Annotated in this window: 20 protein-coding genes; 13 read left to right on the top strand and 7 right to left on the bottom strand. The window is 31.3% G+C overall.

Translation table 11 applies throughout. From position 1 onward, the window contains the following. Positions 1–185: 185 nt before the first annotated feature. From BUA92_RS12440 to BUA92_RS12395, 10 genes are all read left to right on the top strand, one after another. Entirely contained in the window at positions 186–1,064 is an 879-nt protein-coding gene (locus tag BUA92_RS12440; protein ID WP_341412678.1) for an Rpn family recombination-promoting nuclease/putative transposase, read from the top strand. A gap of 83 nt (positions 1,065–1,147) precedes the next feature. Then, positions 1,148–1,861, top strand: a complete 714-nt coding sequence (locus BUA92_RS12435) for an AzlC family ABC transporter permease (RefSeq protein ID WP_242950152.1) — start codon at positions 1,148–1,150, stop codon at positions 1,859–1,861. After that, positions 1,858–2,163, top strand: a complete 306-nt coding sequence (locus BUA92_RS12430; protein ID WP_073019988.1) for an AzlD domain-containing protein — start codon at positions 1,858–1,860, stop codon at positions 2,161–2,163. The genes BUA92_RS12435 and BUA92_RS12430 overlap by 4 nt, the downstream gene beginning before the upstream one ends. A gap of 101 nt (positions 2,164–2,264) precedes the next feature. Continuing rightward, positions 2,265–2,813, top strand: coding sequence for a GNAT family N-acetyltransferase (locus BUA92_RS12425; RefSeq protein WP_073019987.1), 549 nt, complete (start codon positions 2,265–2,267; stop codon positions 2,811–2,813). Between the two features lie 33 nt (positions 2,814–2,846). Then, on the top strand, positions 2,847–3,269 hold the full coding sequence (locus BUA92_RS12420) for a VOC family protein (RefSeq protein WP_073019986.1): 423 nt from the start codon (positions 2,847–2,849) through the stop codon (positions 3,267–3,269). Positions 3,270–3,339: 70 nt separating this feature from the next. After that, positions 3,340–4,101 (top strand): MerR family transcriptional regulator, encoded by a 762-nt coding sequence (locus BUA92_RS12415; protein ID WP_073019985.1) that lies wholly within the window; start codon positions 3,340–3,342, stop codon positions 4,099–4,101. Positions 4,102–4,164: 63 nt separating this feature from the next. Further along, positions 4,165–4,896 carry an ABC transporter ATP-binding protein gene (locus tag BUA92_RS12410; protein ID WP_073019984.1) on the top strand — a complete coding sequence of 244 codons (732 nt, stop codon included), beginning with the start codon at positions 4,165–4,167 and terminating at the stop codon, positions 4,894–4,896. After that, positions 4,883–5,626, top strand: a complete 744-nt coding sequence (locus BUA92_RS12405) for an ABC transporter permease (RefSeq protein WP_073019983.1) — start codon at positions 4,883–4,885, stop codon at positions 5,624–5,626. Before BUA92_RS12410 ends, BUA92_RS12405 begins: the two co-directional genes overlap by 14 nt. A 169-nt stretch (positions 5,627–5,795) precedes the next feature. Further along, positions 5,796–6,671, top strand: a complete 876-nt coding sequence (locus tag BUA92_RS12400) for a carbon-nitrogen hydrolase family protein (protein ID WP_242950150.1) — start codon at positions 5,796–5,798, stop codon at positions 6,669–6,671. 17 nt (positions 6,672–6,688) lie between these two features. Next, complete coding sequence (locus BUA92_RS12395; protein WP_073019982.1) at positions 6,689–7,039, top strand: DUF2200 domain-containing protein; 351 nt, start codon at positions 6,689–6,691, stop codon at positions 7,037–7,039. 142 nt (positions 7,040–7,181) lie between these two features. On the opposite strand, the gene sufU is transcribed toward BUA92_RS12395, so the two are convergent. From sufU to sufC, 5 genes are read right to left on the bottom strand one after another with little or no spacing between them, the layout of a single operon-like run. Next, a complete protein-coding gene (gene sufU / locus BUA92_RS12390; RefSeq protein ID WP_073019981.1) occupies positions 7,182–7,604 on the bottom strand; it encodes a Fe-S cluster assembly sulfur transfer protein SufU in 423 nt (140 codons plus the stop codon). Then, positions 7,591–8,811: a SufS family cysteine desulfurase gene (locus BUA92_RS12385; protein ID WP_073019980.1), complete on the bottom strand. Its 1,221-nt coding sequence runs from the start codon at positions 8,809–8,811 to the stop codon at positions 7,591–7,593. The genes sufU and BUA92_RS12385 overlap by 14 nt, the downstream gene beginning before the upstream one ends. Then, positions 8,804–9,895 carry a Fe-S cluster assembly protein SufD gene (sufD, locus tag BUA92_RS12380; protein ID WP_073019979.1) on the bottom strand — a complete coding sequence of 364 codons (1,092 nt, stop codon included), beginning with the start codon at positions 9,893–9,895 and terminating at the stop codon, positions 8,804–8,806. Before sufD ends, BUA92_RS12385 begins: the two co-directional genes overlap by 8 nt. Before the next feature lie 10 nt (positions 9,896–9,905). Continuing rightward, the gene (gene sufB / locus BUA92_RS12375) at positions 9,906–11,312 is read right to left on the bottom strand and encodes a Fe-S cluster assembly protein SufB (RefSeq protein ID WP_021801312.1); all 1,407 of its coding nucleotides are present in this window, start codon (positions 11,310–11,312) and stop codon (positions 9,906–9,908) included. A gap of 9 nt (positions 11,313–11,321) precedes the next feature. After that, on the bottom strand, positions 11,322–12,074 hold the full coding sequence (gene sufC, locus BUA92_RS12370) for a Fe-S cluster assembly ATPase SufC (RefSeq protein WP_073019978.1): 753 nt from the start codon (positions 12,072–12,074) through the stop codon (positions 11,322–11,324). A 188-nt stretch (positions 12,075–12,262) separates the two neighbouring features. Here sufC and BUA92_RS12365 point away from each other — a divergent pair, with 188 nt between their 5' ends. Then, positions 12,263–13,084 (top strand): patatin-like phospholipase family protein, encoded by an 822-nt coding sequence (locus BUA92_RS12365; protein ID WP_073019976.1) that lies wholly within the window; start codon positions 12,263–12,265, stop codon positions 13,082–13,084. 65 nt (positions 13,085–13,149) lie between these two features. Further along, positions 13,150–13,743, top strand: coding sequence for a hypothetical protein (locus BUA92_RS12360; RefSeq protein ID WP_073019974.1), 594 nt, complete (start codon positions 13,150–13,152; stop codon positions 13,741–13,743). 46 nt (positions 13,744–13,789) lie between these two features. Here BUA92_RS12360 and BUA92_RS12355 read toward each other — a convergent pair whose 3' ends face one another. Further along, positions 13,790–14,467, bottom strand: coding sequence for an HAD family hydrolase (locus BUA92_RS12355; protein WP_073019971.1), 678 nt, complete (start codon positions 14,465–14,467; stop codon positions 13,790–13,792). Further along, entirely contained in the window at positions 14,460–15,065 is a 606-nt protein-coding gene (locus BUA92_RS12350) for a sugar O-acetyltransferase (protein WP_073019969.1), read from the bottom strand. The genes BUA92_RS12355 and BUA92_RS12350 overlap by 8 nt, the downstream gene beginning before the upstream one ends. A 132-nt stretch (positions 15,066–15,197) precedes the next feature. Between BUA92_RS12350 and BUA92_RS12345 the strand changes: the two genes are divergently transcribed. Next, on the top strand, positions 15,198–16,091 hold the full coding sequence (locus BUA92_RS12345; RefSeq protein ID WP_073019967.1) for an AraC family transcriptional regulator: 894 nt from the start codon (positions 15,198–15,200) through the stop codon (positions 16,089–16,091). Position 16,092: the final 1 nt, after the last annotated feature.

Genomic DNA, 16,092 nt, shown 5'->3' with positions numbered 1-16,092 from the left:
AAAAGGAGAAGAAGATATGTTACTTTAGGCTTGGATTTAGAAATTTATAAACTCCAAGCTTTTATTATTGTTAGCTGTTTTTATGGAAAAAACAATTTATAGATATTAAAAAAGAATATGTTAGTAAGGTTTAAGAAATAGGATAAATAGTATATAATATTAGTATGAGAAAGGTGGTGTGGTTAGTGAATAAAAACAGTATAATTGATGATGGATTTATAATGTCTCCTAAAAATGATTTTGTTTTTAAGCTTATCTTTGGAGATGAGAAAAATAAGGATTTACTTATAGACTTTTTAAATTCCATACTTAAAGCGCCACAGTCAAAATTAGAGGATATAGAGCTTATTAATACAGAGTTATTGAGAGAGTTTGCTGAAGATAGAAAAGGAATTCTAGACATACGAGCAAGAACTAAAACTGGAGAACAGATTGATATAGAGATCCAAGTGTTATATACAGATTATATGGCGGAAAGAACTTTGTTTTACTGGAGCAAAATGTATAATGGACAAATAAAATCAGGTGATACATATGATAAGTTAAAGAAATGTATAACTATAAACATAGTAGATTTTAAATGTCTACCAACTAACAAAGTACATTCAAGTTTCCATATAGTTGAAGATGAAACTCAAGAAAGACTTACAGATGTTTTAGAGATTCACTATCTAGAGCTTCCAAAACTGTTTGAATCTAATATAAAGAAAGATGAAAATGAAGATATAATCCAATGGTTAATGTTTTTAGAAGCTAAAAACAAGGAGGGATTTGAGATGTTAGCAGAGAAAAATGATAAAATAAAAAAAGCTTATAGCATACTTGAGGTTATAAGTAAAGATGATATAAAGAGAGCGGCTTATGAGGCTAGAGAAGCAGAACTTCACGATCAAATGACTAGGTTAAAGTCAGCTAGAGAAGAAGGAATAAAAGAAGGAATAAAAGAAGCCTCAATAAAAAATGCTAGAAACTTCTTGCTGATGGGATTGGATTTAGATATTGTTGCTAAAGGTACGGGGTTAACTATTGAAGAAGTCAAAGCTATTAAAAATGAACTAAGTTAAAGCAAATAGTATTATAAGACTGCAATTTGGCAGTCTTATTTTTATGTTATAATAGAAGTGTTATTTTCAACAAGGAGGGGCAAATGGTGGAAAGAACATATGAAGTTAAAAGTAGTTTTAAAGATGGAGTTATAACTTCAATACCTGTGGTAGTTGGATATTTTCCAGTGGCAATGGCTTTTGGATTGTTATCTAAGTCAACAGACATATCACTTTTAGATAGTTTTCTGTTTTCGGTGTTTGTTTATGCAGGTGCAAGTCAGTTTATGGCTTTAGACTTAATTAAAGCTAGTATTGGGACAGGTAGTATAATACTATCAACATTTTTACTTAATTTGAGGCATGGAATGATGAGTGCATCCTTAGCCTTAAGGCTTAAGAATGTAAAAAGAAAGTGGCTCTATTTCATTGCTTTTGGGGTAACAGATGAGACTTTTTCTATTTCATCACTTAAAGAGGGAGAACTTAATGTTCCATTTTTATTAGGAATGCAGGGAATGTCCTATGTATCATGGATATGTGGAACAATAGCCGGGTACTTAGTCGGAACTATACTTCCAGAATCTCTTCAAAGTAGTCTGGGGATTGGTCTTTATGCAATGTTTATGGCAATACTTATGCCAGAGATTAAAAAATCTAGTGGGGTTTTATTTATATCACTTATTTCCGGGGGAATATATTTTTTAATATCTTATTTTAAGATAATTCCAAGTGAATGGAGTCTTGTATTTACTATAATCGTTGCAACTCTTATTGGTGTGGTTTTAATAAAAGAGCCAGAGGAGGAAGCAAAATGAAAAGTTATTTAGTTCTTATACTTGGAATGATGTTAGTAACTTATATACCTAGATTAGTTCCGTTAGTTGTTTTATCAGATAAACCTATTAATCCAATGGTTGAGAGATTTTTAAAATACATACCCTATACTGCATTAAGTGCACTTATAGTTAGAGGGGTTATGGAGTCAAAAGGAGAACTTTTAGTACCAACATTTGTTGGACTAGCTGCATCAGCCATATGTTCATGGATAAAAGGAAGTTTGATATTATCAGTTGCAGTTGGAATAGTTACTTCTTTAGTTGTTATAAGTTTGAGATAATTTTTTTGATAACTTGATGGGCCTTTTCATGGCTTGATGAAGTGAGTATTTAGTTTCATGTTTGATATCAAATATTAAGAGTAATTTAAGGGGGAGTTTTAATGGAATTTAGAGAAAAAGAAATAAAACTAAAAGATGGTACAACTTGTATTTTAAGAAGTCCTAATGAAAATGATGCAGAAGAAATGATTGAATATCAAAAGATATCATCAGATGAAACACATTTTATGACTAGATATTCTGAAGAAATTGATATTACAATTGATAAGGAAATAGAATTTCTTAAAGATAATCTAAATAGTAAAACAAATATGATGATTGCAGCATTTATAGATAATCAAGTTGCAGGTAGTGTAGGAATAAACTGTGTAGGTAATCGTATTAAACAAAAACATAGAGCAGTGTTTGGGATTTCTATAAAGAAAAAGTATTGGAACAATGGAATTGGAAATGCACTTGTTAAAGAAGTAATTAATCAAGCAAAGGAAATTGGGTATGAGCAGATTGAACTTGGAGTGTTTTCTGATAATGAGAAGGCAATTGCATTATATAAAAAACATGGTTTTGAAGTTTGGGGAAATGTGAAAAATGCTTTTAAACTTAAAGATGGGACATATCATGATGAAATCATAATGGGGAAAATGATATAGAAGTAAGGTATAAAAGAGTGGGGAGAAAATGGTATGATACAGTCAATTGTGCATATAGCTTTAGTGGTAAAAAATTATGATGAGGCAATAGAATTTTACACAAAAAAACTTAATTTTGTATTGATAGAAGATACCTATCAAGAAGAGCAAGACAAAAGATGGGTGGTAGTGGCTCCACCAGGTTCTAATGGAACAACAATATTACTCGCAAGAGCATCTAAGGCTGAACAAGAGCCTTTTATAGGAAACCAAGCAGGAGGAAGAGTTTTTCTATTTTTAGGAACTGATGATTTTTGGCGTGACTATAATGAAATGAAAAAAGAAGGAATAGAGTTTGTTAGAGAACCTAAAGAACAGGATTACGGAATAGTTGCAGTATTTAAGGACTTGTACGGAAATTTGTGGGATTTGGTTGAGTTTAATGAAAATCATCCTATGTTTAAAAGAGTTAAATGATAAAAAAGTATCCACTATATCACCAGACTTTATCATAGTTATATTATAATTATAGAATGGTGGTGATAAAATGAATACTTATAAAACATCAGAAGTTGCGCGTGTTATTGGAATTCATCCAAATACAGTAAGGCTTTATGAAGAACTTGGACTTATTCCTAAAGCGGAAAGAAAAGTAAATGGGTATCGGGTTTTTACAGATTTTCATATAGAGCAGATTAAACTTGCAAGAATTGCGCTGGAGGTTGAAGTTCTGCAAAAGGGTCTCAGAAAACAAGCTATTTCTATTATTAAAACTTCTGCACTTGGTAAGTTTAATGAGGCTTTTTATTTAACTGAAGACTATATAGAGAAAATTAGAAATGAACAGAAAAATGCTGAAGAAGCAATAGAAATTACTCAAAAATTATTATCAAGTAAAGTTCAAGAAATAGGTACAAAATATTTTACTAGAAAAGAGGCTGCTGATTATCTTAATGTTTCAATAGACGCATTGAGAAATTGGGAAATGAACGGTTTGCTTAAGGTAAAACGAAAAGAAAATGGCTATAGAGTGTATAAAGATGAAGATCTTAAATTGCTAAAGATAATACGTTCTTTGCGCTGTGCTAATTATTCTCTTTCAGCTATTTTAAGAATGTTAAATGTTCTAGACAGAAATCCAGAAGCTGATATTCGTAAGGTTATTGATACTCCAAAAGAAGATGAAGATATAATTTCTGTATGTGATAAGCTACTTACATCACTAAACTTTGCTGAAAAAAATGCAAAAACTATGCTGATTCAGCTTGATAAAATGAAAAAGCAATTTTATATAAACCATACACTTTGACACCAGACTTTGTTCTGGTGTTATTCTTTTTATGAAAGAAAAAGAAGAGGAGGTATTAATCGTATGGAAGCAACCATTGAAGTAAAAGAATTATGCAAGTTTTACGGAGATATTAAAGCGGTAGAGAATGTTAATATATCTATTTACCCTGGAGAAGTATTTGGGTTATTAGGTGCAAATGGTGCAGGTAAAAGCACAACAATTGAATGTATTTTGGGAACGAAGAAGCAGGATAGTGGAAAAGTATCTATTTTAGGAATGAACCCTGAAGTTCATAGGAAAAAGTTATTTGAAAGGGTAGGAGTTCAATTTCAAGAGGCTAACTATCAAGATAAAATAAAGGTTGGTGAGCTTTGTGAAATTATAGCCTCTCTTTATAAAAGATCACAGGACTATGGAGTTCTTTTAAAACAATTTGGACTTTTTGATAAGCAGAAAAACATGGTTAGTGAACTTTCTGGGGGACAGAAGCAAAGACTTTTTATAGTTCTAGCTTTGATTCCTAATCCTGAGGTTATATTTTTAGATGAATTAACTACTGGATTGGATGCTAAGGCACGAAGAGAGGTATGGAAGAGTCTATCAGAGCTAAAGAAGAAAGGTATTACTATCTTATTAACCTCTCATTTTATGGATGAGGTTGAAGTTTTATGTGATAGAATCATGATTTTGAAAGATGGGAAAAGTGTTTTTCATGGTACAGTAAGTGAGGCAATAGCAAGAAGTCCATATGAAAAACTTGAAGATACTTACCTTTGGTATACAGATGAGGAGGAAGAAAATGAAAGCATTTAAAGCCTTATTTAAAACAGAATTAAAATTATCCCTAAGGGGAATGGATATGCTTATCTTTGCTATATTTATGCCTGTTGTTGTTATTGTTATATTGGGTTTAGTGTTTGGAAATAAACCTGCTTTTGAGGGGGCAGAATATACTTTGTTGGCTCAATCTTTTAGTGGGATATCAACTATAGCTATTTGTGCTGGTGGGGTTATGGGGCTGCCTTTAGTAGTATCCGATTATAGAAATAGAAAGATACTAAAACGCTTTAAAGTTACACCTATAAGCCCAACACTCATACTAACAGTCCAACTTGTTATTTATGCTCTTTATTCAATTACTTCTTTTGTTCTTATTTATATAGTAGGAGCATTATTTTTTGATTATCAGGTTCAAGGTTCCTGGATTCATTTTTTAGGGGCATATTTTCTAGTAATGTTGTCTATGTTCAGCATAGGAGTATTAGTAGGAGGGATTGCTCCAAACATGAAAGTTGCAAGTGCGACGGCAAGTTTGTTGTACTTTCCAATGCTTATATTTTCTGGAGCTACTCTTCCTTATGAAGTAATGCCCGTAGCCCTTCAAAAGGTTGCTGATATATTACCTTTAACCCAAGGAATAAAACTTCTTAAAGCTGCCTCTCTTGGATTGGCTGCAGATAGCGTTTTAATTCCAGCAACTTTGATGATTGTTATCGCAGTTATATGTATAAGCATTTCTATAAAATTTTTTAAGTGGGAGTAATTAATTTGATGGCCTCTCATGGTTTGATAGACTATGAGAGGCCTTTTTTGATATTTTGATGAACCTGTTAGTTTGATAATATGATTATTGTTATGATTTGCAAGTAAAAAATGATATGATTATAAGTAAGGATATAAGAAATCTAAGTCTTGTGGGGAGGTATAAAATTATGAATTTAAAGGTTGCACTATTGCAAATTATGCCTGAAGACAGTTTAGAAGAAAACTTACAAAAAGGATTAGAGTATTGCAGAAAATCTAAAGAGATAGGTGCAGATATTGCATTGTTTCCTGAAATGTGGAGCGTTGGGTATAATATTCCAGAAGATATAGATGAGCTGAAGACAAGTGCTGTATCTAGTGATAGTACATTTGTTAATTCCTTTGGGAAGCTTGCAAAAGAACTTAATATGGCAATCGGAATAACTTTCTTAGAAAAGTATGATCCATTACCAAGGAACAGTATTTGTTTGTTTGATCGTTTTGGAAATAAGGTATTTACTTATGCAAAAGTACATACTTGTGATTTTGGAGATGAATGTCGATTAACACCAGGGGCTGATTTTTATGTTGGGGATTTAGATACAGAGCAAGGAAATGTAAAAATCGGTTCAATGATTTGCTATGATAGAGAATTTCCAGAGAGTGCAAGGATTCTTATGCTAAAGGGAGCAGAGATTATTTTAGTTCCTAATGCTTGCCCTATGGAAATAAACCGCATTTCACAATTAAGGGGAAGAGCTTATGAGAATATGGTTGGAATTGCTACTGTAAATTATCCTAAAGGCAAACCAGATTGTAATGGTCATTCTACTGCTTTTGATGGTATGGCTTATAGCCCTTCCGATTCTGAATCAAGAGATACTCTTATTATTGAAGCAGGTGAACAAGAGGGGATTTATATAGCTGATTTTCCTGTTGATGAAATCAGAAAGTATAGAAATAGTGAAGTTCATGGAAATGCATACCGCCATCCACAGAAATATAAATTGCTGATTTCTGAAAACATTGAGGAGCCATTTATAAGAAAAGACTATAGGAAATAGTAAAGGAGAAATAAAAAATGAAGAATTTAAAAATTTTCGCAATGCCTTTCTCGAGGATTTATCCACTCTATATACAAAAAGTTGAGAGAAAAGGAAGAACAAAAGAAGAAGTGGATGAAGTTATTTTTTGGCTTACTGGGTATAATGAAGATTCGTTACATAAGCAAATAATTAATGAAGTGGATATGGAAACCTTCTTTAAAGAAGCACCTCATATTAATCCAAATGCTTCACTTATAAAAGGAGTAATTTGCGGATATAGAGTAGAAGAAATAGAGGATGAATTAATGCAAAAAATCAGATATCTAGATAAGTTAGTTGATGAGCTTGCCAAAGGTAAAACCATGGAGAAAATATTAAGAAAATAGAGAGTTCAGAAATTAGTTTAATAATGAATAGTTAAGAGTTAATAGTAATGGATGATTTTTGCAGAAGCAAAAACTTTAATTAATCAAAAATTCCTAAGGAATTTTACCCATAACTCTTAACTATTCTCTTTTAACTCTTAATTTATTTAAGTGATTCCTTTAAAGTGTGCCAAGCAAGTACTGCACACTTTACTCTTGCAGGCATGTTTTGGATGTTTTGAAATACCATAGCATCTTCTAGAGCTAGAAGTTCTTCTTCATTTGTTATTTCGCGTTTTATCATGGAGATAAAAGTTTCTACTAAGGACAAAGCTTCTTGTTTGCTTTTACCTTTGATTAAATCTATCATAATAGAAGTTGAAGCTTGTGATATAGCACATCCACTGCCTGTAAAAGCCATATCTTCAATGATATCTCCATTAAATTTTACTGAAAGGGATATCTCATCTCCACAGGAAGGGTTATGACCTCTTTCTGTTTTGTCTGGATTTTCAAGTTCTCTTTTATTTCTTTTGGAGCTGTTATGTTCCATTATTAGTTCTGTGTATAGTTTACTCATGTCCATGTCCAAATAACCTCCTTGCATAGTTTAAGGCATCTACAAGTTTATCAATGTCAGTTTTTTCATTATAAATAGATAAACTGATTCTGTTGGTTGCATTTACACCTAAGTATCTTAAAAGTGGTTGAGCACAGTGATTACCAGCTCTTAATGCTATACCTTTTGAATCTAGTATGGTAGCTAAATCATGAGGATGGATATCATCAACTACAAATGAAACAACACCAACCTTATCATGGGCCTCTTTTGGACCTATTATCTTAACATAGGAAAGAGAATTAAGTTTTTCATGAGCATACTCTAAAAGTTCTTGTTCATATGTGTGTATTTTTTCATATCCGATAGTATTAATAAAATCTATTGCCTTAGTTAAACCATAAACGCCTTCTACATGTTGAGTTCCTGCTTCAAATTTATGAGGAACTTCATCAAAGGTAGTTTCTTGTTCATATACATACTCAACCATGTCACCACCGTACATAAATGGAGGCATTTCATCTAATAGTTTTTTATCTGCACACAATACTCCTATACCCATTGGGCCAAAGATTTTATGAGGAGAGAAGGTGTAAAAGTCAGGAGTATATTTAGATAAATCAGTCTTTATGTGAGGTACTCCTTGAGCTCCATCTACAATAACTTTTGCGTTAACTTCTTGCACCTTTTTTATTATAGCTTCTATTGGATTTATGGTTCCAAGTACATTAGAAGCTTGACCTACTGCTATTAGCTTTGTTTTTGAAGTTATCTTTTCATCTATCTCTTCTTGAGTTATTTTATAGTTATCATTAATGTAAAGATATTTTAAGGTTGCCTTTTTAACCTTAGCTACATGTTGCCAAGGGATTAAGTTTGAGTGATGTTCTGTTATTGAAACAACAATTTCATCACCTTCATTAATAAAAGTTAATCCGTAGGAGTAAGCAACTAGGTTTAAAGCTTCAGTGTTATTCTTAGTAAATATAACCTCATGAGAGGAAGGAAGGTTAAGAAGTTCCTTAACCTTGGCTCTTCCTGCTTCATAAATGTTAGTGGAGTCTATTGAAATGCCGTAAGCGCCTCTATGAGGATTGGCATTGGATTTATGATAATATTCATTTAAAGCTTCTATTACAGTATAAGGTTTTTGACTTGTTGCTGCCGAATCAAGATAGATTAGATTTTTATTATTTTTAATTAGCGGAAATAAATCTTTATAACTGTTAGACATTTTTAAGTTTCTCCTCTATGGAATTAATTAAATCTTCTCTTAAACTTTCTGGCAGATTATTTATAATTGGTGTAAAGTGAGCTAAAATGAGTAACTTTTTACTTTCTTCTAAAGATAAACCTCTACTCATTAGATAGAATAGAGTGTCTTCATCTATTTTTCCTGCAGAAGCTGCATGTTCTCCTTGAACATCATCTTCTCTACATAAAAGTAGTGGAATTGAACTATTTCTAGCTTTAGGGGAAAGAAGCATAACATACTCTTCTTCTTTTCCTATAGAGCCTGATGCACCTCTCTTAAAGTCTAATGTACCTCTAAAGATCTTTTTACTTTCATCTAGTAGAGCACCTTTTGAGTTTATTACTCCTAAAGTTGACTTTCCTCTTTGAATAAGAGAGTAGTTGATGTCTATTATCTTTTTACCTTCTCCTATATAAAGAGAGTCTAAACTAGAGTTAGAGTTTTCTCCATTTAGGTAAGAGTAGTAGCTAGAAAGTGAGTTAAGTGAGCCTAAGTCAATAAAACTATAATTAACTTTAGCATCTTCTTCAAGTATAGATACAGAAGATGTTAAGTTCACACTTTTGTTGTTTAATGTTTGAATTACAACTACATTTACTTGTGAATTTCTTTGTGCATATATCTTAATTAAAGAGTTAGCGTAGTTAAACTCATCTTCACTTGAGTCAAGATTGACTATAACAGTAGCAGTTGAACCTTCTTCGGCTAAGATGAAGTTACTAGCTACAAGAGTTGGACTTTTAGAGTCTAACTTGTAATTAACTAGGATAGGTTCTAAAACTGACTTCTTTATATTTAAGTAAAAGCTACTGTTAGCTTCCTTGTTAACTTGATTAAGTACTCCTTCAGAAACTCCATAAGTTTCTCTTTCAAAGTCTAGAACTTTAGGAAAGTTTTTAGAAGAGAAGTCTAGATTGTAAGAGTCTGCATCAACTGATTCAAAGTTGTGTTTAAACTCTGTTATAGTTGGAACTTCAACGTCTTTTAAAGAAACATTGTTTATTCCAAGCCATCTAAAAGTTTTTACTGGTATTTCGTTTAAGTTAGTTAATTGTAATGACATTGTATCCCTCCTATCCTATAGCACCTTCAAGTTCTAAGTTAATTAAGTTGTTCATTTCAACTGCGTATTCAAGTGGAAGTTCTTTAGAAATTGGTTCAACGAAACCTCTAACTATCATCTTTTTAGCTTCATCTTCACTTAGACCCCTAGACATTAAGTAGAAGATAGCATCATCAGATATTCTTCCTATTTTTGCTTCATGTCCGATATCAACTTCGTCATTTTCAATCTGAACTACTGGTATAGTATCTGAAATTGACTTGTTATCAAGCATTAAAGATTCACAAGAAACAGTAGATTTTGAGTTAACAGCATTTGGAGTTATTCTAACAACTCCTCTGTAGATTGCTTTACCTCCATCTCTAGATATAGACTTTGAGTTTATAGTAGATGAAGTGTTAGGAGCAGCATGAATTACCTTGGTACCTGTGTCTAACTCTTGACCAGATGATGCAAAAGTTATTCCAGTAAACTCAGAAGAAGCACCGTCACCTTTTAATATACTCATTGGATATAACATAGAAACTTTTGATCCAAAAGATCCTGATATCCATTCTATTTTTCCGTTTTTGTCAACTGAAGCTCTTTTAGTGTTTAAGTTCATCATGTTTCTTGACCAGTTCTCAATAGTTGAGTATCTCAAAGTTGCATCTTCTTTAACAAAAAGTTCAACACAACCTGCATGAAGGTTAGTTACATTGTACTTAGGAGCTGAACAACCTTCTATAAAATGAAGTTTAGCACCTTCTTCAACTACTATTAGAGTATGCTCAAACTGACCAGCTCCTGGAGAGTTTAATCTAAAGTAAGATTGAAGTGGAATATCAACTTCAACTCCTTTAGGTACATAAACAAAAGAACCTCCTGACCAAACTGCACCATGTAGAGCTGCAAACTTATGGTCTTGAGGAGGAACTAATTTCATAAAGTATTTTTTTACTATGTCCTCGTAATCTCTTACAGCTGTCTCCATGTCAGTGTAAACTACACCTAACTTAACTAGATCTTCTTTGATACTATGATATACAACTTCTGAATCATATTGAGCGCCAACTCCAGCAAGGGAAGTTCTCTCGGCTTCAGGAATACCTAATAACTCAAAAGTATTTTTTATTTCATCGGGAACATCATCCCAAGTATGTTTCATTGAAGTATCTGGTTTAACGTAAGTAACTATGTTGTTCATATCAAGATCGCTTATATCAGGACCCCAAGTAGGAACTTCTATAGAGTTATATATATCTAGAGACTTAAGTCTAAAGTCTCTCATCCAATCAGGTTCATTTTTTTCCTTGGAAATAGATAATATAACTTCCTTTGTTAACCCTTTATCTGATTTATAACTAAATTTATCTTCATTTTTAACATCATATATGCCTCTATCTACGTCTTCTACGTAGGTTTTTCTCTTTTCCATAATATCACCTTACTTTTCTATAAGATTTTTAAAGCCGTTAAAACCATTTTCGTTGATTTCACTTATAAGATCTTCAGAGCCAGTTTTAACTATTTTTCCATCAATTAAAACATGAACAAAGTCAGCTTTTAAGTTTTCTAGGATTTTAGTGTTGTGGGTAATGATTAATATAGAATTCTCTTCTTTCTTAAACATTGAAACCCCTTGAGAAACAATTTTTACTGCGTCTACATCTAGACCAGAATCTGTTTCATCTAATATAGCAAGTTTAGGTTCTAGTAGAAGCATTTGAAGAATTTCATTTTTCTTCTTTTCTCCACCAGAGAAGCCCACATTTAAATATCTTTCTCCATAAGTCTCAGGAATGTTCAAGTTTTTCATTTGATTTTTTAATTTAAAATTAAAAGCAAATGGACTTATTGGTTTATCTTCAACAGAACTTTTAGAAGAACGTATAAAGTTTTCAACTGTTATTCCGGGAACTTCTTCTGGATTTTGGAAGGATAAGAAGATACCTTTTTTAGCTCTTTCATTAACCTTTAATTCTGAAATATCTTCACCCTCAAAGGATATTGAGCCTTCAGATACTTCATATTTAGGATGACCCATTATAGCATAAGCTAAAGTAGATTTACCTGCACCATTAGGTCCCATTATTACATGCACTTCACCTTTATTAATTTTTAAATCTAAGCCTTTTAAGATTTCTTTATCTTCAACTTTAGTTTTTAAGTTTTTTATATCAATTAAAACTTCTTTCATAAAACGAACACCTCTTAATTCCGATAATTTTACTCTGATTTATTTTATAGTATCACCCAAAACTTAGTAAGTCAATAGTAAAACAGAGTATACATATATAAATTTCCAATGGTTACATAAATTATGTTATAATTTTTAAAATAGTTTGTTATAATTTAAAGATAGAATAAATTATAGGAGTGAATCATATGAAAGATACAGCATTAGTTCTAGAAGGCGGCGGAATGAGAGGCATATACACAGCAGGAGTTTTAGAATATTTTTTGGAAAATGAAATTAATTTTCCTTATGTAGCAGGAGTATCGGCAGGGGCTTGTCATGCTTTTTCATATATTTCAAAACAAAAGGGAAGAAATAGAAGAATAATGATTGACTACATAAATGATAAAAGATATTTAAGTTTTAGAAATTATTTTAAAGAGAAATCATTATTTGGTATGAATTTTATATTTGATGAAATTCCAAACAACTTAGTTAAATTTGATTATGAAACATTTGAAAATGATAATAGAGATTTTTATATTGGGGTAACGGATATAGTGACAGGAGAATCAATATATTATAATAAAAAGGAGCTTAATGATCCTAACTTAATAGTTAGAGCTTCTTCATCTCTTCCATTAGTTTCTCCAATTGTTGAATATGAGAATAAAAAACTTTTAGATGGGGCCATAGCAGACCCTATTCCAATAGAGAAGGCATTGAGAGATGGATATGAAAAGTTTGTAGTAGTTCTTACTAGAAACTTAGGATATAAGAAAGAAAAAGACAAATCTATTAGACTTGCAAAAAGATTTTATAAAAAGTATCCAAATTTAATTAAGCTTATGGAAACTAGACATGAGGTTTATAACAGGCAGTTAGATTTAATTGATGAGCTTGAGAAACAAGGTAAAGCTATAGTAATAAGACCTAGTGAAAAGCTTCAAGTTGATAGATTTACAAAAGACAAGAGTAAACTAGAGGGTTTATATAAATTAGGATATTTAGATGGTAAAAAAATCAGATAAATTTCTATAAAAGTGAATACTTTGGATAATAATGGACATAATCACACCTAAGAGGTGAGATTATTATGAATAAAAGAAAGTTGGTTTCGGTAATTATTTTAAGTTCTTTATTTTTGGTATTAGTTTTTGCAGGTACTTATGTGGGGGTTTCAAAATATATACACAATAAATATAAGGTTGAGCAAGAACAAGTTAAAGAAGAACAGCTATTAAATGAAAAAGATAAAAGCTTAAAGGACTCCATTACGCTTATATTTAAGAATAATGATAAGGTTGAAAAGTCAATGAAGCTTAAGGATTATAAGAGCGAAAACTCAATAACTGGAGATATTAATAGAGAAGAACTTTTAAATAAATTAGAAAATAAAAACTACTCCTTAGAAAAAGAAGGAGAAGAACAGATGGTTTTCAGTAGGAGTACAGTAAAAAAATTAACTCCTAACAGCTATTATTTAGGCGAAAAAGATGGATATTTTGCTATATATAAAGCAGATAGTACTGGCAAACCTACTATTGAAGATGAATCAAAAGATGTATTTAAAAATTATAAGATGGTTAAAGAACTAAGTGACTTAGACCAAGAAAAGATAGTTAATTTTGAATTCTCTTTTACAACAAAAGAGGATGCTGAAGAAAAATTAAGTGAATTCCTATCATAGAAGAAAAACCGTTATTTTTTGTAACGGTTTTTTCTTTATTATAAAATTACGGTCTTAAAAGAAATCTATCAAAATCATGGAAGTTATGAATTACATCGTAAACTTCAACCATGTTTTGAAATGTTGATTCATTTTTAGAAGAAGTGACAGCAATTATTTTGCCTATTCCAGCACTATAAGCAGCTTGAATTCCAGAAATAGCATCTTCAAATACAATGCAGTTTTGAGGTAAGGTAGCTATTTCTTTAGATGCTTTTATATAGTAGTCAGGGTTAGGTTTACCAAGAACTGTACCATCATCATATATAATCTTGTCCACATCAAACCATCTAGTTAAATTGAAGCTTTCAATATAGAACTTTAGATTTGAAAGTTGGGAAGCTGTTGCTATTGTGATTGGAATGTTTCTTTCTTTAAGTTCATCTAAAAGAATCTCAGCACCAGTAGCTAAATGAAAGTTAGATTTATCAGACAAACAAAGCTCTCTATAGATTTGTTCTTTAATCTCTAAATATGAGGAGACTTCCTCATCTGTTAAGGGTTTTCCAGATAAAAATTTTAATGTGAAATCACCATTGCGACCATGAACATATTTTTTAAATTCCTCATCAGTTACATCACGATTAAATTCATTTTTAAAAAACTGTCTCCATGCTTTTTCATGTTTATCAGAGTCATGAAAAAGTGTACCATTAAAATCAAAAACTATACCTATATTATTCATGTTTAAAGTCCTCCTCAAGTTTACGAATTACGCGGCAAGGATTACCTACAGCTATAGAGTAGGGTGGGATTGATTTAGTTACAACACTACCAGCGCCTATAACAGAATTTCTACCTATAACTACACCAGGTAACAATATAGCTCCTCCCCCAATCCATACATTATCTTCTATGGTAACAGGAAGTGCGTAAGTATTAAAAAAGGCATTTTTATCATTAATACTCCAACCGTCAATAAGTCTTTCTTCATAGGATACAGGGTGGGTAGCGGTATAAATCTGAACATTTGAAGCTATTAAAACATTGTTACCTATAGTAATCGTATTACAATCAACAAAAGTACAGTTTATATTTACCGTTACGTTATTTCCAATGAATGTGTGTCTACCATAATCGCAATAAAAAGGAGTATCGATTCGTACATTTTCTCCAATAGAACCTAAGAAATCTTTTAATATTTTCACTTTAATATCTTGATCAACTGTTTGGTTATATTGTTTAGTGAGATTACGTGACTTAATTTTTATTGATGTTAATTCATTATCTCTGCAATTAAAAACTTCTCCGTCAAGGCATTTATCTAATTCTGATTTAACCATATGATACCCTCCTAATTAAATTGAAATCCTCTATATTTATAAGTATAATGCAATTATATAGATGGAAAATATAATATTATTGCATATAAATATAACAATATTGCAAATCTTAAAACTATGGAGGGAGTTATTATGGAAAAGGTAATTGTTACAAATGAGAACGATATGGAAATGATTTTACATGGTACAACAGAGCTCCCCTTAAAGGTAAGTGACGAAAGTATATTAAATTATAAAAATAATTACTTTAATTGTCATTGGCATAAAGAGATTGAATTAACCTATGTTTATGAAGGTGAAATGTTGTACCAAGCAAATAACCATGAAACTGTGCTCTCTGCTGGCGACTGCTCTTTTGTTAATTCTAAAGCCCTACATTTAGGAAGTGCTATTGATGGTAAGTCTTGTCACTATAAGGTTATAACTTTTAATCCAGATTTGCTTGGAGTTGAAGAAACTGCGATTCAAAAAAAGTATGTTCAGCCAATATTAAACTGTAATAAACTTTCCTTGTATTTATTTAAAGCTGATAATGAGTGGGAAAACAAAATAGTAGAGATGATCAAAAAGATAATATTCATTTATGAAGAAAAATCCCCTTGTTATGAAATTGAAATAACTGCAATTTTGATTAATATATGGGGAATATTTTATCAAAATACAAGATCTATTCTTAAAGAGGAAGGCAACAATCCTAAAAGTATAGATTATATAAAAAATGTGGTAACTTTTATCCACAAAAACTTTAGCTCAAAAATATCACTAGAAGATATGGCTAAAGCAGCTAATATTTCTAAAAGCGAATGTAGTCATTCATTTAAAAGGTATATGAAGGAAACACCTTTTGAATATTTGTTAAGATACAGAGTTAAGAGAAGTATGGCAATTTTACTTAAGGAGAATTCATCTATTACTGAAATAGCTTTAGCAGTAGGTTTTTCAAATGCAAGTTATTACTCAGAAGTTTTTAAGAGATATATAGGGGTAACGCCTAGAGAGTATAAGAAGCTGGGTGTTAACAAATGAT

Origin of the sequence: Clostridium intestinale DSM 6191 (genome assembly GCF_900130055.1) — a bacterium.
Taxonomy (GTDB): Bacteria; Bacillota; Clostridia; order Clostridiales; family Clostridiaceae; genus Clostridium_T; species Clostridium_T intestinale.
This window is presented reverse-complemented; position numbering and strand designations above follow the sequence as displayed.